The following is a 21,151-nucleotide window of genomic DNA, read 5'->3' as shown; positions in this document are numbered from 1 at the left end:
CTAGCAATCAGAGAGCCTTATTTAGCATTCAGCGGTTAAAGACAACGGTGCGACAGCCGTTATAGCGCGCGCCGGAAAGCATCGGGACGATGATGAATGGGCCGTCCAGCACCTGACGCCTGGGATGTCATACCGGAGGCAAGCTTGGACGTGTCAGCGGTCTGGATCTCAACCTTCGGCTCAATAACAGCCTTAACGCTTTCATCGGTCTTGCCACCCGCCTTCACCTCAACAAGTGGTGCAGCAGCAGCCGTCACTTGTGCACTTGCCTGAACACTGGGTGTCGCGTCAGCGCTTGGCTGGGTCTCGAGTTTGCTTGGGATAGTTGTCGCTGTATTGGCCGCACTACCCACTTTTACTGCATCAGTATTCAACTGCGGATTGCGCAACGGACGAGGGCCAGACACGTCCTCCGAACTCACCCGGACTTGGACACCGGCAGCCAAATTGATATTGAACCGCCTGCCGTTATCAGGCGCCAGGCTCACCTGCGTGCTGCCATCTGACAGGACCGTGACCTTGGCATCACCCTCGGACCCGATGCTCACTTGCGAAGCGGTTCCGGCTCCCGGCTGCGGCGAATCAGTGACTTTGTCTTTACCGCCAGCCTCCACGCTGACGCTGCCGCCGAGGTTAGCTTGTGTATCTTTGCCAGCGCTTGGCTGCGGCGAAACAGTGACTTTGTCTGTACCGCCAGCCTCCACGCTGACGCTGCCGCCGAGGTTAGCTTGTGTATCTTTGCCAGCGCTTGGCTGCGGCGAAACAGTGACTTTGTCTGTACCGCCAGCCTCCACGCTGACGCTGCCGCCGAGGTTAGCTTGTGTATCTTTGCCAGCGCTTGGCTGCGGCGAAACAGTGACTTTGTCTGTACCGCCAGCCTCCACGCTGACGCTGCCGCTGCCGCCGAGGTTAGCTTGTGTATCTTTGCCAGCGCTTGGCTGCGGCGAAACAGTGACTTTGTCTGTACCGCCAGCCTCCACGCTGACGCTGCCGCCGAGGTTAGCTTGTGTATCTTTGCCAGCGCTTGGCTGCGGCGAAACAGTGACTTTGTCTGTACCGCCAGCCTCCACGCTGACGCTGCCGCCGAGGTTAGCTTGTGTATCTTTGCCAGCGCTTGGCTGCGGCGAAACAGTGACTTTGTCTGTACCGCCAGCCTCCACGCTGCCGCTGCCGCCGAGGTTAGCTTGTGTATCTTTGCCAGCGCTTGGCTGCGGCGAAACAGTGACTTTGTCTGTACCGCCAGCCTCCACGCTGACGCTGCCGCCGAGGTTAGCTTGTGTAGCTTTGCCAGCGCTTGGCTGCGGCGAAACAGTGACTTTGTCTGTACCGCCAGCCTCCACGCTGACGCTGCCGCCGAGGTTAGCTTGTGTATCTTTGCCAGCGCTTGGCTGCGGCGAAACAGTGACTTTGTCTTTTCCGCCAGCCTCCACGCTGACGCTGCCGCCGAGGTTAGCTTGTGTATCTTTGCCAGCGCTTGGCTGCGGCGAAACAGTGACTTTGTCTTTACCGCCAGCCTCCACGCTGACGCTGCCGCTGCCGCCGAGGTTAACTTGTGTATCTTTGCCAGCGCTTGGCTGCGGCGAATCAATGACTTTGTCTTTCCCGCCAGCCTTCACTCTTAGGCCTGCGCCGAGGTCAGCCTGCGTACCTTTGCCTGCCTTCGGTGGCGTCGCCTCAGTGCGTTTGCCATTCATACTGACCTCGATGCTGCCGTCGGTGCCAAGTTTCACCTGCGCCTCTTTATCAGCAGTCGGCGTCGCCTCAGTGCTTTTGCCTTTCGCGACTATCTGCACGCTACCGCCAGTGCTGGCCCTCACCTGCGCATCGCCAGTTGGGAGCACCGAGGCAGTGTCGACTGGCAACTTAGCGTTAAACCCTCTACCCGACAACAAGCTGCGCATTGCTTTGAAGACGAGTTCAAACATCTCAAACAACTTTTCCAAGGCATCGGAATTAACCGTCACTTCCTTCCCTATCACTTGGGCGCTGTCATTGCGAGGTAACGTGCTGTTTTTCGAACCCAACTCTTCACGAGAGGTACTGGTTTTTTCTATATCCTTCAACGTTTCAGTCGCGGATTGGCCTGCCGCGTGAAGCTCTGGCTTAAAACCATGGAAATTATTCGCCGCTATATTGGACATGTACTTTCTCACTCTTTGTGTGGTGCCACCCGTCAACAACTCATTAACCCTGGCAGCGATAGATTAGAACTGGAAATAACCATCATCACTTCGCAGTCCCCTGATTGGTGGGGCGCGGCGCTATCGAGTTCCAAAAATCCTTATTCATATAAGGAAACCAAAACAAAAAATCAGATTTTACCCCATGGACACTTACGAAACTCAATAGCCCGCGCCCATTAACCCACCGCACCCCAGAGACATAAAGTAATAAGGCGACCAATCACATAAACAATGAAATTATTAAACCAAACCAGTGACGTCAATCCATGTTAGTCCGCCCCCACGCACACACCAATAACAAAACAACCTGCAAAACAAACAAACCCCATGTAGCAACAAAATAAAAACATACACCTCACACTGTTACCCCCCTGAAAACAACAATAAACATCTATCCACTAACACCCCCATACAAGGGGATCATGCTTAAACGCGCGCCAAAAAAAAGAGCGCCAATGGCGCCCCTTTCAAGCTGCTTGCAACGTTTATAAATGCAGACTTAATCTTTCAGAACAGGCGCCATCCCGAGCAGCAACGCCACCTTGCCCAATTCGGTCTCGCGGCGCATCGCATTGAACAACTCCACCGCCTCCGGGTAGTTACGCGTCAACATCGCCAGCCATTGCTTCAAACGCCCCGGCGCTTGACGCTCTGTCAACTGCGCCACCGACTGGGTCCAGAACTCCTGGAGCATGGGCTGCATCTGTGCCCAGGTCATCTCGACCACTTCTTCACCGGCCCGTGCCGCTGCGATCTGCCGCGCCAAATCCGGACGCGCAACCAGGCCACGGCCGAGCATGATGTCTTCGGCACCGCTGACTTCGCGGCAACGCTTCCAGTCTTCGACACTCCAGATATCACCGTTGGCGAACACCGGCACCTTGACCACGTCTTGTACCCGCGGGATCCATTCCCAATGGGCTGGCGGCTTGTAACCATCGGTTTTGGTACGCGCATGCACCACGATATGGGCTGCGCCGCCTTCAGCCAGCGCCGTGGCGCAAACCAGTGCGCCGTCCGGGCTGTCGAAACCCAGGCGCATCTTGGCAGTGACCGGGATGTGAGCCGGTACGGCGCGGCGTACATGTTCGACGATCTGGTTGAGCAGCTCCGGCTCCTTGAGCAGCACCGCGCCGCCACGGGACTTGTTGACGGTCTTGGCCGGACAGCCGAAGTTGAGGTCGATGACTTGCGAACCCAGTTCACACGCCAGGGCAGCGTTTTCCGCCAGGCACACTGGGTCGGAGCCGAGCAATTGCACGCGCAACGGTACGCCGGCAGCAGTGTGGGCACCGTGCAGCAGTTCAGGGGCGAGCTTGTGGAAATACGCCGGGGTGAGCAGGCGGTCGTTGACGCGGATGAACTCGGTCACGCACCAGTCAATACCGCCGACACGGGTCAGCACGTCCCGCAGGATGTTGTCGACCAACCCCTCCATGGGCGCCAAAGCAATTTGCATGGAAAACACTCAACAAAAATCGTGGCGCAGTTTACTGGGTTTCCCACAGCAACCGTTAACCCCCTGTCAGGGCAGGGCCATAACCGTCGAGGAATTCGGCAGGCATGCGCTTGGGCTTGCCGGTGGACAGTTCGATGCAGACAAACGTGGTTTGGGCTCGCAGTAAAGTGACACCGTCGCGGGGCCGGACCAGTTGAAAGCGCCGGGTCATCTTCAGGCGTTGGTCCCAGTCGACGATCCAGGTGGCCAGTTGCAGCTCGTCGCCCTCATAGCCTGCGGCCAGGTAGTCGATCTCATGGCGCACCACGGCCATGGCGCGGTCCAGGCGGCGATATTCGGTGAGGTCCAGCCCGAGGCGCTGGGAGTGGCGCCAGGCGCAGCGCTCCAGCCAGGACACGTATACCGCGTTGTTGGCGTGCCCCAGGCCGTCGATGTCTTCAGGGGCGACCTGCAGATCGATGATAAACGGCGTTGCCAAATCCCAGCCCATGCCTTGCTCCCGGTCGATTGACTTAACCGGGGCAGTGTATCAGGCGGTTTGCCGCGCCTGTAAACGAGCGCCAGCCAGCAACGCCAGCACACCGTCGATCACGCGCGGATCGGCCAGCACTTTCTGGTGCCCACCCTGCTCCAGGCGCAATAGGCGGCTGTCGAACCAGGCTTCGTGAATAGCCTGAGAGGCTTTGACCGGGACGAACGTGTCGTCTTCGGCGTGCACGATCAGGCCAGGGATATTCATCTGGTAGTGGGCCACGTCCAAGTGCTTGAGCGGCATACCGAAGGTCAGTTCGACCTCCTGGATAAACGCCGAACGCGCCCGCGCTGGCAAACCCACCATCCGGGTGAAGCCGCGCAGTACATCAAGGAATCGCGACGGAGCGGCGATACTCACCAACGCCTCGGTACGCAGCCCCAACTGCACCGCCAGCATCGCACTGGCGCCGCCCATGGAGTGACCGATTACGGCGTGCAGCGGCGGCAACTCGGCGGCGGCTTCAAGCATGGCGCGGGCAAACAGCAGCACGTGAGCCTCACGCCCAGGCGAGCGGCCGTGGGCAGGACCGTCCAGGGCAACCACCGAGTAACCGTTGTCGACCAACGCCGTGATCAGGCTGGCAAACTGTGTGGGCCGGCCTTCCCAACCGTGCATCAACAACACCGCCGGCCCCTGGCCCCAACGCAGTGCAGACAAACCGAAGCGCAAGGTGATGCGCTCCGATTGCGCCAGCAGCGGCAGTTCCCAGTCACGTGGCGGCAGGTCGCGGGGCGTCATGAAGGCGCGACGCATGCGGTTGGCAACCGTTTGCGGTGCCAGGTGCCCCAGCGTGCCATTGAAGCGACGAATCCAGGTTAGCGTGCCCATCATGCAGCCCTCTTCTAGCGCACGGCCGACTTGGCGGCGCGCAGCACACGGTCAGACAACTCACCTGGCCCCAAGGCGCGGGCCAGGGCCAGGCCACCGATCATCAGCGCCATGTCAGCCAGGGCTTTATCGGTGTCTTCAGGACTGGCGGCGAGTTGCGCGGCCATCAGCTCACAGTGCTCGTTCAACGCCTGGCGGAACTCATCTGGCAGGCGGCTCATTTCGCCTACGGTCGCCGGGATCGGGCAGGCCTGGGCGGTGGAGTCACGGTGCTTGCGCGACAAGTAGAACGCCGCCACCAGGGCCCTGCGCTCTTCTCCGGTCAAGGTTGAGTCCATGTCATCAATCGACGCACGACGCTTGGCCAGCAGCTGGGTGAAGGCCTCCAGCATCAGCGCGTCCTTGCTTTCGAAGTGCGCGTAAAAACCACCGACGGTCAGCCCCGCCGCGCCCATGACTTCACCCACACTCGGTTCGGCCGGGCCTCGCTGGATCAACGCGGCGCTGGCAGCCTGCAAAATGCGTTCGCGGGTTTGCGCTTTTTTATCGCTCATCTTTGCCTCCGATGTTCATGGGTTGAATATTATTACCATAATAATATTTGGCAAGCGACAGGCATGACCGCTGGTCAGAAGAAAACGAGGGAGGGAAAAAGAATTGGCCAAACGCCAGACAAACAAAAGGGCCATTCAATAATTGAATGACCCTTAAAAATCCCGCAGAGCGGGTAATCGTGGCGTCCCCTAGGGGACTCGAACCCCTGTTACCGCCGTGAAAGGGCGGTGTCCTAGGCCACTAGACGAAGGGGACACAAACCTTCTATACACTGATCAGCGCTGAGGACTGATCGATTCAAGGACGGTGTGGCCAGACCTTGAACCTGTAAATTGGTGGAGCTAAACGGGATCGAACCGTTGACCTCTTGCATGCCATGCAAGCGCTCTCCCAGCTGAGCTATAGCCCCGGATTTTTCGTCTCGCGACGCAGCAGACCTTTCGAGCTGCTTGTTGAAACTGGCGTCCCCTAGGGGACTCGAACCCCTGTTACCGCCGTGAAAGGGCGGTGTCCTAGGCCACTAGACGAAGGGGACAAAACCTTCTGTACAACTGATCAGGGCTGAGACCTGATCGATTCAAGGACGGTGTGGCCAGACCTTGAACCTGCAAATTGGTGGAGCTAAACGGGATCGAACCGTTGACCTCTTGCATGCCATGCAAGCGCTCTCCCAGCTGAGCTATAGCCCCTCATCGGTGAGGACGGGGCGAATCTTAATGGCGGTTTGGAAGTGTGTCAAATTTATTTTCAACAATTTCCAAAATTTTTTGCCGGGATAACAATCACTTACCGGCGAAACCCCGGAAAACCGGGGTTTCGTCGATTCAACCGCGTGCTTAGGCGATGGCGCCCAGCAGCTTTTCCCACTCTTTGTTTTCTTTCTTCGACACACCACCAAGCAAATCAAGGGCTTGGCGCAGACGGAAACGCGTCAGGTCCGGGCCGAGAATTTCCATCGCATCGAGCACCGACACCGAACTGGCCTGCCCGGTGATCGCGGCAAACATCAGTGGCATGGCATCGCGCAGTTTCAATTCCAGGGACTCCACCACCGCCTGGATCGTCGCGGTGATCGCCTCCTTCTCCCACTGGCGCAGGCTTTCCAGCTTCCACAGGATCAACTGCATCAGCTGGCGAACCTGGTCGCCCGAGAGCTTCTTGGATTCGAACAGCTTGGGATCCGGGTTAACGCCCCCGGCAAAGAAGAAACTGGCCAGCGGCGCGACCTGGCTGAACGTCTCCACCCTGCCCTGTACCAGCGGCGCGATCTTCATCATGTACTCAGGATTCAGCGCCCACTGCTGCACGCGGCTGGCGAACTCTTCCACCGGCAGGTCACGCAGCCACTGGCCGTTGAGCCACGACAGCTTCTCGATGTCGAAGATCGGCCCGCCCAGGGACACGCGCGACAGGTCGAAGTTGTCGACCATTTCCTGCAGCGAGAACTTCTCGCGCTCGTCCGGCATCGACCAGCCCATGCGGCCCAGGTAATTGAGCATCGCCTCAGGCATGAAGCCCATGCGCTCGTAGAACGTCACCGAAGTAGGGTTCTTACGCTTGGACAGCTTGCTCTTGTCCGGGTTACGCAGCAGCGGCATGTAGCACAGCTGCGGTTGTTCCCAGCCGAAGTACTCGTAGAGCAGGATCAGCTTCGGCGCCGACGGCAGCCATTCTTCGCCGCGCAGCACATGGGTGATGCCCATCAGGTGGTCGTCGACCACGTTGGCCAGGAAGTACGTCGGCAGGCCGTCGGTCTTCATCAGCACCTGCATGTCCATGCGGTCCCACGGGATCTCGACATCACCGCGCAGCATGTCCGGTACCACGCACACGCCTTCGCTTGGCACTTTCATGCGGATCACATGCGGCTCACCAGCGGCCAGGCGACGGGCGACTTCTTCTTTCGACAGCAGCAACGCACGGCCATCGTAGCGCGGGGTTTCGCCACGGGCCTGTTGCTCGGCGCGCATCTGGTCCAGCTCTTCTGCGGTGCAGAAACAAGGGAACGCGTGGCCCATGTCGACCAGTTGCTGGGTGTACTGCTTGTAGATGTCGCTGCGCTCGCTCTGGCGATACGGGCCGTGCGGGCCGCCGACGTCCGGGCCTTCCGCCCAGGTAATGCCCAGCCAGCGCAGGGCATCGAAAATCTGCTGTTCCGACTCACGGGTGGAGCGCAGTTGGTCGGTGTCTTCGATCCGCAGGATGAATTCACCGCCGTGCTGCTTGGCAAAGCAGTAGTTGAACAAGGCGATGTAAGCAGTGCCGACGTGGGGATCCCCAGTAGGCGATGGCGCGATGCGCGTGCGGACGGTGGTCATGGCAGGTCTCGAATGGGCGATATAACTGAAAATTGAAACAAGGGGCGAATGGTAACACCAGCTTGGGTGATTCTGGCAGACCGAGGTGCCTGCATTCGCGAGCAAGCCCGCTCCCACCCTTGACCGATTTCCGACATGAGAATGCGGTCAACAGTGGGAGCGGGCTTGCTCGCGAAGAGGCCATCACCGCCCCTGCAAGATCAAACGGCCAGCAACCGCTCACGCAACTTGCCAATCTCATCCCGCGTCTGCGCCGCTGCCTCAAACTCCAGGTCTCGCGCCAACTGATACATCTTCTCTTCCAGCTGGCGGATACGCTTGGTGATCTCGCTCGGCGAGCGCAGTTCGTTTTCGTACTTGGCGCTTTCCTCGGCGGCCTTGGCCATGCCCTTGCGCTTCTTGCTGCGCGAGCCCGGCACGGTGGCGCCTTCCATGATGTCGGCGACATCCTTGAACACGCCTTTCGGGGTGATGCCATTTTCCAGGTTGAACGCGATCTGCTTGTCGCGACGGCGCTGGGTCTCGCCAATCGCACGCTCCATGGAGCCGGTGATGCGGTCGGCGTAAAGAATCGCCCGGCCATTGAGGTTACGCGCAGCACGGCCAATGGTCTGGATCAGCGAACGCTCGGAGCGCAGGAAGCCCTCCTTGTCCGCATCGAGGATCGCCACCAGCGACACTTCCGGCATGTCCAGGCCTTCGCGCAGCAGGTTGATCCCCACCAGCACATCAAAGGTGCCCAGGCGCAGGTCGCGGATGATCTCCACACGCTCCACAGTGTCGATGTCCGAGTGCAGGTAGCGCACGCGCACGCCGTGGTCGGCCAGGTAGTCGGTCAAGTCTTCGGACATGCGCTTGGTCAGCGTGGTCACCAGCACACGCTCTTCCAGGGCCACGCGCTTGGTGATCTCCGAAAGCAGGTCGTCGACCTGGGTCAGCGCCGGGCGGATTTCGATTTCCGGGTCGACCAGGCCAGTCGGGCGCACCAGTTGCTCGATCACGCGACCGGCATGCTCGGCCTCGTAGTTGCCCGGCGTGGCAGAGACAAAAATGGTCTGCGGGCTGATGGCTTCCCACTCATCAAAGCGCATAGGCCGGTTATCCAGCGCCGACGGCAGGCGGAAGCCGTATTCCACCAAGGTTTCCTTACGCGAACGGTCGCCCTTATACATCGCGCCCACTTGCGGCACGCTGACGTGGGATTCGTCGATCACCAGCAACGCGTCGGGCGGCAGGTAATCGTAGAGGGTCGGCGGCGGCGCGCCGGACTCACGGCCCGACAGGTAGCGCGAGTAGTTTTCGATACCGTTGCAGTACCCCAGCTCCAGGATCATCTCCAAGTCAAAACGGGTGCGCTGCTCCAGACGCTGGGCTTCCACCAGCTTGTTATTGGAACGCAGGTACTCCAGGCGCTCGGCCAACTCGGTCTTGATGCCCTCGATGGCGCCCATCAGGGTTTCACGCGGGGTCACGTAGTGGCTTTTCGGATAGAAGGTGAAGCGCGGCAGTTTGCGGATCACCTCGCCGGTCAGCGGGTCAAAGGCCGACAGGCTCTCGACTTCATCATCGAACAGCTCGATGCGAATCGCCTCCAGATCCGATTCCGCCGGGTAAATGTCGATGACATCGCCGCGCACGCGGAAGGTGGCGCGGGCAAAGTCCATGTCGTTGCGGGTGTATTGCAGGCTTGTCAGCCGGCGCAGCAGCTCGCGCTGGTCGAGTTTGTCGCCGCGGTCGACGTGCAGCACCATCTTCAAATAGGTTTCCGGGCTGCCCAGGCCGTAGATGCACGACACCGTGGTGACGATGATCGCGTCCTTGCGCTCCAGCAAGGCCTTGGTCGCCGACAGCCGCATCTGCTCGATATGGTCGTTGATCGACGCATCCTTCTCGATAAAGGTATCGGAGGACGGCACGTAGGCTTCGGGCTGGTAGTAGTCGTAGTAGGAAACGAAGTACTCCACCGCATTGTTCGGGAAGAACGCCTTGAACTCGCCATACAGCTGCGCGGCCAGGGTCTTATTCGGCGCCAGCACCAGGGTAGGACGATTGATCTGCGCGATCACGTTGGCGATGCTGAAAGTCTTGCCTGAACCGGTCACCCCAAGCAGCGTCTGGTGGGCCAGGCCGGCTTCGATGCCCTCGACCATCTGGCGAATCGCTTCCGGCTGATCGCCAGCGGGTTCAAAGCGGGTGACGAGTTGGAAATCCGACATAACGTACCTCGTGTAGTCACCCCCAGACTGTAGACCCGTCGAGGACGAAATAGACCACCACCCGCGAAGATTCAAAGCGGGCCGTAGGAAAAAACCATGATAGCCATAGAAGTGGTGGCGAATGTGACGGGTTTCAAGGCAATCGTCCTACCTGCCGTCGCCGACCAATGTTGCAATAAGACTAACGGTCGGCAAATAAACCGAAAAACTTGGCCGAAAAGCCATTTCGGCTGTCGCCCTTGACGGTGATGGCCTCTATACTAGCTCCCCGTTTGTGCACCGCTCTAGTGCATTCGGCTGGAGCGCGACACGTCCCTCCATTCCCCCATAGAGCTGCCGCAAAAATGAGCCTGTTCTCCGCTGTCGAAATGGCACCACGCGATCCTATCCTGGGCCTCAACGAAGCATTCAACGCCGACACACGAACCACCAAGGTCAACCTTGGCGTGGGCGTTTACTGCAACGAGGAGGGGAAGATTCCACTCTTGCGTGCCGTTGCCGAAGCGGAAGCCATTCGCGTGGCGCAACACGCCGCCCGTGGCTACTTGCCGATCGACGGCATCGCGGCCTACGACAAGGCAGTGCAGACCCTGCTGTTCGGTGAGACCTCGCCCCTGCTGGCTGCCGGCCGTGTCGTCACCGTGCAAGCGGTGGGCGGTACCGGCGCCCTGAAGCTGGGCGCAGACTTCCTCAAGCAACTGCTGCCAAACGCCGTCGTCGCCATCAGCGACCCAAGCTGGGAAAACCACCGCGCCCTGTTCGAAACCGCCGGCTTCCCGGTGCAGAACTACCGCTACTACGACGCCGCCACCCACGACGTGAACCGTGCCGGCCTGCTCGAAGACCTCAACGCCCTGCCGCCACAGTCCATCGTGGTGCTGCACGCCTGCTGCCACAACCCGACCGGTGTCGACCTGAGCCCGGCCGACTGGCAGAACGTGCTGGACGTGGTCAAGGCCAAGAACCTGGTGCCGTTCCTCGACATGGCCTACCAGGGCTTTGGCGACGGCATCCACGAAGACGCCGCCGCCGTGCGCCTGTTCGCTGAGTCGGGCCTGACCTTCTTTGTGTCCAGCTCGTTCTCCAAGTCGTTCTCCCTGTACGGCGAGCGTGTGGGCGCACTGTCCATCGTCGGCGAGTCCAAGGAAGAAAGCGCGCGCATCCTGTCCCAGGTCAAGCGCGTGATCCGCACCAACTACTCCAACCCGCCGACCCACGGCGCGGCCATCGTTGCTGCCGTGCTGAACAACCCTGAGCTGCGTGCCCAGTGGGAAGCCGAACTGGCTGAAATGCGCCTGCGCATCCGTGGCATGCGCGAGCAGATGGTGGCCGAACTGGCCAAGGCTGCTCCGGGCCACGACTTCAGCTTCGTCGGTCGCCAGCGCGGGATGTTCTCCTACTCCGGCCTGACCGTTGAGCAAGTCACCCGCTTGCGCAGCGAGTTTGGCATCTACGCGCTGGATACCGGGCGTATTTGTGTGGCGGCGTTGAACCAGTCGAACATTGGTGCGGTGACCAAGGCGATTGTTCAGGTGCTGTAAGCCTTGAGCAGGTGACGAGGGGGGAAGCCATTCATGGGCTTCCCCTTTTTTGTTAGTGAGCACTGAACCTGTGGTGAGCGACCTTGCTCGCGCTGGGCTGCGCAGCAGCCCCAACCCTGACACCTTGAACTTCCTGACGAAACGCGGTGCCTGAACAGGGGCCGCTGCGCGCCCCAGCGCGAGCAAGCCCGCTCACCAAGCGTCTGGACCGCATGACGGCCGCGTTCATGCTGGTGGTGTGCTGGATCGTGGCGACGTTGAACCCAAGCATTCTCGGCATGATTGAGGCGCTGGGTGGTCCGATCATTGCTTCGATCCTGTTTCTGATGCCGATGTATGCCATCCGTAAGGTGCCGGCTATGGCCAAGTACCGTGGGCAGGCGTCCAATGTGTTTGTCACGGCGGTGGGGTTGGTGGCGATCAGTGCGGTGGTTTATTCGTTTTTTGCTTGAGGCTGTTTGGGAGCTGGCTTGACTGCGATAGCTGTGTTCCGGTGTGTATATCCGTTGCTGCGGTAACGGCGGCTTATGGTTCCGCTCTTACAGCGGGTCACTTTTGGAAGAGCGCCAAAAGTAACCAAAAACGCTTCGCCCCAACACTCGGCACCTCGCTTAGGCTCGGTGTGCCCTCACTCCGGCTTTGGAGCGTGGGCCGCCGCGATGGGCCATCCTTGGCCCAGCGCGGCTAACCCGGCGTCCTGCCGGGTTACCCACGCTCCAAAGCCTGCGTTCGGCCAGCGTGTTTGACGGGGCGCCTCAGATCAAGATCAAGAGCGACTCGCTTCGCATCGTGGATACGCGGTCCCTGTAGGAGCCGGCTTGCCGGCGAAAAACGTGAGATCGCCGCGTTTATCCAGATGTACCCCCATCACCGTTAACGACCATCGCCGGCAAGCCGGCTCCTACAGTGGGCCGCGTTTGCTTCTGCCTTTGCTCTACACCACTCAAGCCGGCTGTCAGGCCGCTGTGCTCTTGCTTTTGATCTTGATTTTGATCTCAGGCGCCCCGTCAAACACGCTGGCCGGAATTCGACAGGGATTTGGGGGGTAAACCGGCAGGGATGCCGGTTTAGCCGCCCCGCGCCATGGATGGCGCGTGGCGGCGGCCCCCCAAATACCTGGCGGATTACGGGCACACCGAGCGTGAGCGAGGTGCCGAGTGTTGGGGCAAGAGCCCTTTGGTTACTTTGGGGCTCTTTTCCAAAGTGACCCGCCGTAAGGGCGGAACCCATACCAGCCGTTACCCAAATAACGGATATGTACCCGGTCTCACCCATATCCCAGGCATAAAAAAACGCCGCGTACCTCACGATACGCGGCGCCTCTTCACATCAACACTTTAGGCTTGAATCACCGGTCAGCAATTTGGTCGAAGTTCAGGTAGCGATAAACGTCACTGGCCATGGTGTCCAGTTTCGCCGCGTAGCCCATGTACTCCTCGACAGTCGGCAGGCGACCCAGGGTAGAAGCCACTGCCGCCAGCTCGGCCGAAGCCAGGTAGACGTACAACAATCGCACCGCTTGCAAAAAATTCACTGGGCGTAACGCGCAGCCCCTAGACTGAACCCTGACTGCCCCTTTGCTGTGAGAGCCCTATGAGAAACGACGACCTGGACCTGCGTGCCGACCGCGACGAGCTGGACCACTTCACCCCACGCGCACCGCAAGCCAAGCGCCAGAAGAGCCTGGTGCTGCAAGTCGCCCTGGGCGTGTTTCTGGGCGGCCTGGCCTTGTGGCTGGTGCAACTGGGCGCGACGGCAATCATGGCAAAACTGGCCATGGGTACCCTGCAATTCGGCGGCTGACGCCCCCGCTTACTGGCTGCCCCCCCCTACAGTGGGGGTACGCGCTCCTCCAGCAATGTCACAAAGCTGTTCAAGCTCTGCGACACCGTCCCCCGCCGCCAGATCAGCCAGGTGTTCAATATCCGGAAGTTGTCCGCCAGCGGCCACACACTCACCGCCGCGAACCCAGGCATGTTCTCCAGCATGCTGCGCGGCATAAGCGCCAGCCCCGCCCCGGCGCTGACACAGGCGAGCATGCCGTGGTAGGACTCGATCTCGAAGATCTTGCCCGGTACCGCGCCGTCCTGTGAGAACCAGCGCTCAAAGTGATGCCGGTACGAACAGTTGGAGCGAAAGGTGTAGATATTTTCGCCATTCACGTCCTGGCCGCGTTTGATCGGCGCGTGGTGCAGCGGCGCAATCACCACCATCTCCTCTTCAAACACCGCCACGCCTTCCAGGGTGGAATGCAGCACCGGTCCGTCGACAAACGCCGCCGTCAGCCGCCCCGACAGCACACCTTCGATCATGGTGCCCGAGGGACCGGTGCTCAGGTCCAGCTCAACCTTGGTGTGCTTCTGGTTGTACGCCGCCAGCAGCGCCGGGATGCGCACCGCTGCGGTACTTTCCAGCGAGCCAAGGGCAAACGCACCCTGGGGCTCCTCCCCCGCCACGGTCGCGCGGGCTTCCTGCACCAGGTCGAGGATGCGCCGCGCATAGCCGAGGAAATTCCACCCCGCCGGTGACAGGCGCAAGCGGCTTTTCTCGCGGATGAACAATTCCACACCCAGGTCCTGCTCCAGCTGCTTGATGCGCGTGGTCAGGTTCGACGGCACGCGATGAATCAACTGCGCGGCGGCGCTGATGCTGCCTTGCTCGGCAACGGCCTTGAAGATTTCCAGCTGCACCAGGTCCAAGTCATTCTCCGATCGTGAATGTACTGCTTAATATTATTCAGTTTCCAGAAAAGAGCCAGCCCCGTACGCTGAATCCAACTTAATCATTCAGCAGGACAGTGCCATGAACGCGACCACCCACGCTCTCTCGATCAACCCCGCCAACGGCGAAACGGTCGGCAGCTATCCCTACGACACCGAGCAGCAACTGGACGCCGCCCTCGACCGTGCCACTCGCGCCTTCCGCACCTGGCGTCGCCAGCCGGTGAGCCAGCGCGCCGAGTTGCTGCTGAGCCTGGCCAGTGCCCTGCGCGAGCAAGCCGAAGACATGGCGCAGATGATCACCCTGGAAATGGGCAAACCCATCGCCCAAGCCCGTGCCGAAATCGAAAAATGCGCGCAGCTCAGCGAATGGTACGCCGCCCACGGCCCGGCCATGCTCGCCCCGGAACCGACGCTTGTGGACAACGGCAGCGCCCAGATCGAGTACCGCCCGCTGGGCCCGGTCTTCGCCGTGATGCCGTGGAACTTCCCGGTGTGGCAAGTACTGCGCGGCGCCGTGCCGACCATGCTGGCCGGCAACACCTATGTGCTCAAACACGCACCGAACGTCATGGGCAGCGCGTACCTGATCCAGCAGGCCTTCCACAAAGCCGGGTTCGCCGAAGGCCTGTTTGAAGTGGTCAACGTCACCAACGACGGCGTATCCAAAGCCATCGCCGACCCACGGATCGCCGCCGTCACCCTCACCGGCAGCGTACGTGCCGGTATCGCCATCGGCTCCCAGGCCGGTGCCGCGTTGAAAAAATGCGTACTGGAACTGGGCGGCTCCGACCCATTCATCGTGCTCAACGACGCCGACCTCGACGCCGCCGTGCAAGCCGCGCTGATCGGCCGCTTCCAGAACAGCGGCCAAGTCTGCGCCGCCGCCAAACGCCTGATCATCGAAGCGGGTGTGGTCGAAGCCTTCACCGCCAAATTCCTGGAGGCCAGCCGTGCGATGGTGATGGGCGACCCCACGTCAGCCGCCACCTACATCGGCCCGATGGCCCGCTTCGACCTGCGCGACGAGCTGCACGGCCAGGTCCAGGCCACCCTGGAAGAAGGTGCCACCCTGCTGCTCGGCGGCAACAAAGTACCCGGCGCAGGCAACTACTACGCGCCGACCGTGCTGGCCAACGTCACCGACCAGATGACCTCGTTCAAACAGGAACTGTTCGGCCCCGTCGCCTCGATCATCACCGCCCGCGACGCCGAGCACGCCGTGGCGCTGGCGAATGACAGCGAGTTCGGCCTCACCGCCAGCATTTTCACCACCGACCCGGCAAAGGCGCGCGATATCGCCAACCAGCTGGAAACCGGAGGCATCTTCGTCAATGCCTTCAGCGTCTCCGACCCTCGGGTGGCGTTTGGTGGGATCAAGAAGAGCGGTTTCGGGCGTGAGTTGTCGCACTTCGGCGTGCGGGAGTTCTGCAACGCACAGACTGTGTGGCTGGATCGCAAGTAAGACGCTTCGGTGGCGCGGGCACGGGTCGTGGCTATCAACCACTCAGCCCCGCCGCCAAGGCTTCCAGAACCACATTGACCTTGGGCAACGCCTGGCGATTCTTGACCCAGGCCAGCCTGATCGCAGCCCCTTCGGTGGCCAACTGCGGCAACACCTCAACCAGCTTGCCCTCCTCCAGCGACGGCCGGACCATCCACGACGGCAGTTGCACGATCCCACAACCGGCCAATGCGGCCTGCATCAAGCCATCGCCATTGCCGATCACCAAGTGCGGCGCCATCTGCCAACGCCGCGGACTGCCCGGGTCACAGGCGAAGTTCCAGGGGCTGATGCGTCCGTCCACCCAGCCGTAGGCGATGCACTGATGCTGCTCAAGTGCCTGTTCGGATGTCGGCACGCCATGGTTCGCCAAATAGGCCGGCGAGGCGCACAGGGTGTGCCATTCACGCGCAAGCACACGCTGCTCTACCGTTTCCGGCCAGACATCCGCACCACCGATGCGCACCACCACATCCACGCCCTCTTTAAATGGGTCCACTAACCCGTCACTGAAGGAAATGTGCGGCACCAAGGACGGAAATGCCTGCAGCAAAGGCAGCAGCATCGGCAACACGCGGACGCGCCCGAACACACTGGGCAGGTCAATGCGCACACGTCCGCGCGGTTCACTTTGCTCGGCGCGCAGCGACAGCTCGGCGTCCTCCAGGTCAGCCAGCACGCCCGTGCAGGTACGGTAAAACGCCACGCCGGCCTCGGTGAGGGACAAGCGCCGTGTCGTGCGCAGGAACAGTCGAGCGCCCAGGCGTTTTTCCAGCCGCGCGATGCTTTTACTGATGGCCGACGCCGTCAGGTTCATCTTCTCGGCAGCGGCGGTAAAGCTGCCGTAGTCCGCAACGCACACAAACACATCGATACCTTTCAAGCGTTCGGAAGAAAACATGGACGTCCTGTATTCGTGAATTCAGTTCAGGCAACTCGGTAAAAAGCATCCTAAATCAGAATTTAACTCAACAGTAAGCTATGCCCGATAAACGCTGACACTGAGGCCCGGATGCTGACCACGCTGAAAAACTACCCCCTGACCGTCAACCTGCTGCTGGGTGCGTCACTGGTGTTGACGCTCGCCAGGGCGATCACCCTGCCCTACCTGGTGATCTACCTGTCGGGCGAGTTCGGCTTGGGCGTCGCCGACATCGGCCTGATCATCGGTAGCTCGCTGATCATCGGCTCCGTGATGAGCCTGTATGGCGGTTACCTGGTGGACAGCCTGCCCAATTATCGTTTGCTCCTGGGCTGTTGCGCAGTTTTCACCCTGGGCTTTCTGGGGGCGTTTATCGCGCGGGAGCTGTGGGTGTTCTTCACCTGCCTGGTCGCGATCAACCTGGCGTATGCCGTGATCGACATTGCGGTCAAATCCGGATTTGGCCGGCTACTGCCCGTTGATGCGCGTAGCGAAGCGTTTTCGATCAAATACACCCTGACCAATATCGGCTATGCCGTCGGCCCCTTTCTCGGTGCAGGGCTGGCCACGCTCGCTATCAGCCTGCCCTTCCTGGCGTCGGCGGTGCTTGGGGCCGGGTTCTTCACGGTGTATTGCGTGTGGGGCGACAGGCACTGGGTGCCGCCCCCTGCCAACCAGCATGGCGCGCCGTTCCTGGCGCTCGGCAAACGACTGCTGCGGGACTACCGCTTGGTGTGCTTTACCTTGGGCGGGATGCTCAGCGCAGTGGTGTTTGGCCAGTTCACCGCTTACCTCTCGCAATACCTGGTCGTCACCACCACGCCCGAGGCCGCGTACCGGATTATCAGCAGCGTGGTGGCCACCAACGCGCTGATGGTGATCAGCCTGCAATACATGATCGGCAAGCGCATCACCCATCAGCACCTGCACCTGTGGCTTGCAGGTGGGCTGGGCATGTTTATCGCCGGGCTGGCGGGGTTCGGCTTGTCCACCTCACTGATGTGCTGGGTGCTGTCCATGGCGATCTTCACCTTGGGAGAGATCATCGTGTTCCCTGCCGAGTACATGTTCATCGACATCATCGCGCCCGAGCCTCTGCGGGGCATGTACTACGGCGCGCAAAACCTCGGCAACGTCGGCGCAGCCCTGGGGCCGGTGCTGTGCGGGATGGTGCTGGCGACACAGCCCGCCCACGCCATGTTCTACATGCTGGCGCTGTTTGTGGTCGCGGGCGGGTTGCTCTACAGCCTGGGCGCGTGCCTGGCAGGCAGGGTTAACGCTGCCACCTGAACATCAGCAGCGCACATGCCGACGCACACACTGCACCAGCCCGTCCAGCGCCTGTGACTTCACCGGTGCGAGCACGCAGACCGTGTGCTCGCGCTGAGCCTCCTTCACCGTCAGGGTGTAATGCACCTGGCCCGGATTACCGGGGGCAGGTGCATTGCTTTGCGGCAATTGAAAGAAGTCGCATGCCTCGACAAGCCGCCGCAACTCCTGCTGGTCCTGCTCCGGCAGCGCGTCCAGTTCCACCGTCTGTGGCTTGGCCAGGCCCGGAAAGAACCCAGGCCCGCCATTTTCCTTGATTGAAATTTGCATGGTTGTTCCTCGCGTCAGACAGCAATGCCGACCGCCTTCCAACCGTCCTTGACCGCCTTCTGTTCATCCTTGTTCGCGCCGTAGAGTCGGCCCGCAACATCGTAAGTGATACGCGCAAAGCGCAGGAACCCGGAGTTGGGCCGCAGCCGCGCATCGCGCAGCGCGTCATACCAGATGCGCCCGGCGCGCTCCCAGGCAAACCCGCCCAGCGCTGTTGCCACCTGGTAGAACGCATGGTTGGGAATCCCGGAATTGATGTGCACCCCGCCATTGTCCTCGTAGGTTTGCACAAAATCATCCATGTGCCCGGGCTGTGGGTCCTTGCCCAGCAGTTTGTCGTCAAACGCGGTGCCGGGGGCCTTCATCGAACGCAGGGCGGTGCCTTTGATCTTCTTGGTGAACAGCCCTTTGCCGATTAGCCAATCGGCGTCTTCCGCGCTTTGCTTCAACGCGTATTGCTTGATCAGTGAACCGAACACGTCCGACAGCGACTCGTTCAACGCCCCGGACTGGTTGAAATACATCAGCTTGGCCTCGTCTTCGGTGACGCCATGGGCCAACTCATGGCCAATCACGTCGAGGGCCACCGTGAAGCGGTTGAACAACTGCGCGTCTCCATCCCCGAATACCATCTGGGTCGAGTTCCAGAACGCGTTGTTGTAGTTCTGGCCAAAATGCACGGTGGCGTCCAATGCCATGCCGGCATCGTCGATGGAGTTGCGGTCGAAGACCTCGTCGAAAAAATCGAAGGTGGCGCCCAAGCCATCATAGGCCTCGTCCACCGCCGCATCACCGCTGGCAGGCTGCCCTTCGCCACGTATCAGCGTGCCGGGCAGGCTATCGGTGCCTGCGGCGCTGTAGATCGAGCGACGCTTGCCGGCGCCCATGGCCAGGGCCATGCGCGCCGGGCCTTGGGCCGGTACGGCGACCATGCGCAACGAGCGGAACGTGCTGTCCTTGGCGCGGGTGCGCAGCGCGACCTCCCGTTGCGCCTTGTCGCCGTTGCGTGCGATCTGGTCGAGCATATAGGGCGGGATGAGGCAAAAAATCGGATTGCGATGCTGCTGACGAACACACATTGGCTGGCTCCATTTGGCATGTGACAACGTCCGAGTAGTCGATTCAGGATAGACCCAGGGGGCTAACGCGCATCATCAATTGTCATTAACGTATGTTGCAGTCGTGTTTATCCAAGGAGGACTTACCGATGCCCGCACGTAAAACCAAAATCGACCTTTCGTACCGCCCCCGGCTCGCCGACCTGCGCCCATTGATCGCACCGAGCCCCACCTTGCTGGCGGCGCGAGCGGCGACACCCCGCGTCACACCGGCCAAAGACTTGAAGGACCGGCGCGGTTACGCTGACGACTTTCTCGGCAGCTTCGCGGTGTCCTGGCCCACGGTCGAGGAGGCCTTGGCGGGTGATACACAGAAGCGCCTGGACTACACGCACTTCTCAATCACGATGTCACGCGCGAAGCGCCTCGCACTGTACGTGGGCGTCAACATCGACGGCGGCCAGCACGTAGACATCGTCCGCAGCAACGACACCTGGGCCTACGACGGCCGCCTGCCCACGGACGCACAGGTGGGCGAAGCGCTCTATGCCAGCAATGGCCTGGACCGCGGCCACCTGGTCCGCCGCCAAGACCCCAACTGGGGCGACACGGCGCAAACCGCCAACCTCGACACCTTTCATTTCACCAACTGTTCACCGCAGATGAGCGGGTTCAACCAGAAGACCTGGCTGGAGCTTGAAGACTACATCCTCGACAACACCCAACGCTGGAAAGCCCGGGCCACCGTGTTCAGCGGCCCGGTATTCGCCGACGACGACCGTGTGTACCGCGGCGTGCAGATCCCCAAGGCATTCTGGAAAGTCGTCGCCTACCTCAGCGATGACGGCAAGCCTTCGGCCAGTGCCTACATGATCGACCAGAGCCGCGAACTGGGCCAACTCGACCTGGTGTTCGGCCAACTCAGGACCTACCAGCGCAGCGTGATCCAGATAGAACGCCTGACCGGCATCCGCTTCGCCAACCTGGCCGACTACGACGGTTTCAGCAACGAAGAACGCGCCACCGGCACGCGCATTGAAGCGCTGATACAAGGTCCAGAGGACATTCGTCTCTGACCGAGGCTTCACCTGTTGAACGGCGTCACACCCAAACCAACCACGATGCGAAGCGAGCCGCTCGTGATCTTGATCTTGATCTTGATCTTGATCTTGATCTTGATCCTGCTTTTGATCTCAGGCGCCCCGTCAAACACGCTGGCCGGAATTCGACAGGGATTTGGGGGGTAAACCGGCAGGGATGCCGGTTTAGCCGCCCCGCGCCATGGATGGCGCGTGGCGGCGGCCCCCCAAATACCTGGCGGATTACGGGCACACCGAGCGTGAGCGAGGTGCCGAGTGTTGGGGCAAGAGCCCTTTGGTTACTTTGGGGCTCTTTTCCAAAGTGACCCGCCGTAAGGGCGGAACCCATAGCAGCCCTTACCTAAATAACGGATATGTACCCGGTAAGATCCAACATCTAGGTCGGCTGTCAGGCCACCATCGCTGGCAAGCCAGCTCCTACATTTGGATCGCGGGGCGACAGTTAGATTGTGGTCGGCTGTCAGGCCGCCACCGCTGGCAAGCCAGCTCCTACATTTGGATCGCCGGGGGGGGTTACAGTCAGATAGCGGTCGTCTGTGAGGCCGCCTTCGCAGGCAAGTCAGCTCCCACATTCTGGATCGCGGAGGTTAACAGTAAGATTGCGCCCGGCCGT

At 60.8% G+C, this 21,151-nt stretch carries 16 protein-coding genes, 4 tRNA genes and 2 pseudogenes; 6 read left to right on the top strand and 16 right to left on the bottom strand.

Annotated features, from left to right (window positions below):
• Positions 1 to 59: 59 nt before the first annotated feature.
• From AC0IYN_RS20695 to uvrB, 11 genes are all read right to left on the bottom strand, one after another.
• Entirely contained in the window at positions 60 to 2,141 is a 2,082-nt protein-coding gene (locus AC0IYN_RS20695; protein WP_471842968.1) for a hypothetical protein, read from the bottom strand.
• Positions 2,142 to 2,682: 541 nt separating this feature from the next.
• Positions 2,683 to 3,642 (bottom strand): tRNA dihydrouridine synthase, encoded by a 960-nt coding sequence (locus tag AC0IYN_RS20690; RefSeq protein WP_406600017.1) that lies wholly within the window; start codon positions 3,640 to 3,642, stop codon positions 2,683 to 2,685.
• Positions 3,643 to 3,697: 55 nt separating this feature from the next.
• Positions 3,698 to 4,132, bottom strand: a complete 435-nt coding sequence (locus AC0IYN_RS20685; protein WP_100490178.1) for an acyl-CoA thioesterase — start codon at positions 4,130 to 4,132, stop codon at positions 3,698 to 3,700.
• 39 nt (positions 4,133 to 4,171) lie between these two features.
• Positions 4,172 to 5,005 carry an alpha/beta hydrolase gene (locus AC0IYN_RS20680; RefSeq protein ID WP_457249262.1) on the bottom strand — a complete coding sequence of 278 codons (834 nt, stop codon included), beginning with the start codon at positions 5,003 to 5,005 and terminating at the stop codon, positions 4,172 to 4,174.
• A 14-nt stretch (positions 5,006 to 5,019) separates the two neighbouring features.
• Positions 5,020 to 5,559 (bottom strand): TetR/AcrR family transcriptional regulator, encoded by a 540-nt coding sequence (locus AC0IYN_RS20675; protein ID WP_078050968.1) that lies wholly within the window; start codon positions 5,557 to 5,559, stop codon positions 5,020 to 5,022.
• 180 nt (positions 5,560 to 5,739) lie between these two features.
• Positions 5,740 to 5,815 (bottom strand) — tRNA-Glu (locus AC0IYN_RS20670).
• Between the two features lie 78 nt (positions 5,816 to 5,893).
• Positions 5,894 to 5,969: transfer RNA gene (locus AC0IYN_RS20665), tRNA-Ala, on the bottom strand.
• Between the two features lie 50 nt (positions 5,970 to 6,019).
• Positions 6,020 to 6,095: transfer RNA gene (locus AC0IYN_RS20660), tRNA-Glu, on the bottom strand.
• A gap of 78 nt (positions 6,096 to 6,173) precedes the next feature.
• Positions 6,174 to 6,249 (bottom strand) — tRNA-Ala (locus AC0IYN_RS20655).
• Positions 6,250 to 6,396: 147 nt separating this feature from the next.
• Positions 6,397 to 7,878: a glutamate--tRNA ligase gene (gltX, locus tag AC0IYN_RS20650; protein WP_457240478.1), complete on the bottom strand. Its 1,482-nt coding sequence runs from the start codon at positions 7,876 to 7,878 to the stop codon at positions 6,397 to 6,399.
• A 200-nt stretch (positions 7,879 to 8,078) separates the two neighbouring features.
• A complete protein-coding gene (uvrB, locus tag AC0IYN_RS20645; RefSeq protein ID WP_078049432.1) occupies positions 8,079 to 10,094 on the bottom strand; it encodes an excinuclease ABC subunit UvrB in 2,016 nt (671 codons plus the stop codon).
• A 344-nt stretch (positions 10,095 to 10,438) separates the two neighbouring features.
• On the opposite strand from uvrB, the gene AC0IYN_RS20640 reads away from it, so the two are divergent.
• Together AC0IYN_RS20640 and AC0IYN_RS20635 are read left to right on the top strand one after the other, a co-directional pair.
• Positions 10,439 to 11,635, top strand: coding sequence for an amino acid aminotransferase (locus tag AC0IYN_RS20640; protein WP_078049433.1), 1,197 nt, complete (start codon positions 10,439 to 10,441; stop codon positions 11,633 to 11,635).
• A gap of 188 nt (positions 11,636 to 11,823) precedes the next feature.
• A pseudogene (locus tag AC0IYN_RS20635) lies at positions 11,824 to 12,087 on the top strand (HAAAP family serine/threonine permease); the annotation flags it as partial.
• An 896-nt stretch (positions 12,088 to 12,983) separates the two neighbouring features.
• Here AC0IYN_RS20635 and AC0IYN_RS20630 read toward each other — a convergent pair.
• Positions 12,984 to 13,136, bottom strand: a pseudogene (locus tag AC0IYN_RS20630) (hypothetical protein); the annotation flags it as partial.
• A gap of 92 nt (positions 13,137 to 13,228) precedes the next feature.
• On the opposite strand from AC0IYN_RS20630, the gene AC0IYN_RS20625 reads away from it, so the two are divergent.
• Positions 13,229 to 13,438: a hypothetical protein gene (locus AC0IYN_RS20625; protein ID WP_017847720.1), complete on the top strand. Its 210-nt coding sequence runs from the start codon at positions 13,229 to 13,231 to the stop codon at positions 13,436 to 13,438.
• A gap of 26 nt (positions 13,439 to 13,464) precedes the next feature.
• Here the strand turns inward: AC0IYN_RS20625 and ptrR are convergent, their stop codons facing one another.
• Positions 13,465 to 14,334 (bottom strand): putrescine utilization regulator PtrR, encoded by an 870-nt coding sequence (ptrR, locus tag AC0IYN_RS20620; protein ID WP_406599388.1) that lies wholly within the window; start codon positions 14,332 to 14,334, stop codon positions 13,465 to 13,467.
• A gap of 103 nt (positions 14,335 to 14,437) precedes the next feature.
• Between ptrR and AC0IYN_RS20615 the strand changes: the two genes are divergently transcribed.
• A complete protein-coding gene (locus AC0IYN_RS20615; protein WP_406599389.1) occupies positions 14,438 to 15,820 on the top strand; it encodes an aldehyde dehydrogenase family protein in 1,383 nt (460 codons plus the stop codon).
• A 34-nt stretch (positions 15,821 to 15,854) separates the two neighbouring features.
• On the opposite strand, the gene AC0IYN_RS20610 is transcribed toward AC0IYN_RS20615, so the two are convergent.
• A complete protein-coding gene (locus tag AC0IYN_RS20610) occupies positions 15,855 to 16,760 on the bottom strand; it encodes a LysR substrate-binding domain-containing protein (protein ID WP_457238569.1) in 906 nt (301 codons plus the stop codon).
• Between the two features lie 111 nt (positions 16,761 to 16,871).
• On the opposite strand from AC0IYN_RS20610, the gene AC0IYN_RS20605 reads away from it, so the two are divergent.
• On the top strand, positions 16,872 to 18,071 hold the full coding sequence (locus AC0IYN_RS20605) for an MFS transporter (RefSeq protein WP_471842959.1): 1,200 nt from the start codon (positions 16,872 to 16,874) through the stop codon (positions 18,069 to 18,071).
• A 3-nt stretch (positions 18,072 to 18,074) separates the two neighbouring features.
• On the opposite strand, the gene AC0IYN_RS20600 is transcribed toward AC0IYN_RS20605, so the two are convergent.
• Both AC0IYN_RS20600 and AC0IYN_RS20595 read right to left on the bottom strand, forming a co-directional pair.
• Complete coding sequence (locus AC0IYN_RS20600) at positions 18,075 to 18,380, bottom strand: protealysin inhibitor emfourin (RefSeq protein ID WP_406599392.1); 306 nt, start codon at positions 18,378 to 18,380, stop codon at positions 18,075 to 18,077.
• Positions 18,381 to 18,394: 14 nt separating this feature from the next.
• Entirely contained in the window at positions 18,395 to 19,459 is a 1,065-nt protein-coding gene (locus AC0IYN_RS20595; RefSeq protein WP_078049439.1) for a M4 family metallopeptidase, read from the bottom strand.
• Positions 19,460 to 19,587: 128 nt separating this feature from the next.
• Here AC0IYN_RS20595 and AC0IYN_RS20590 point away from each other — a divergent pair, with 128 nt between their 5' ends.
• Positions 19,588 to 20,514, top strand: coding sequence for a DNA/RNA non-specific endonuclease (locus AC0IYN_RS20590; protein WP_406599394.1), 927 nt, complete (start codon positions 19,588 to 19,590; stop codon positions 20,512 to 20,514).
• The last annotated feature ends 637 nt before the right edge of the window (positions 20,515 to 21,151 follow it).

It is taken from the genome of Pseudomonas sp. AC112 (assembly GCF_979253545.1).
The sequence above is the reverse complement of the archived record's forward strand: the minus strand, read 5'-3'. Positions and strand labels throughout refer to the sequence as shown.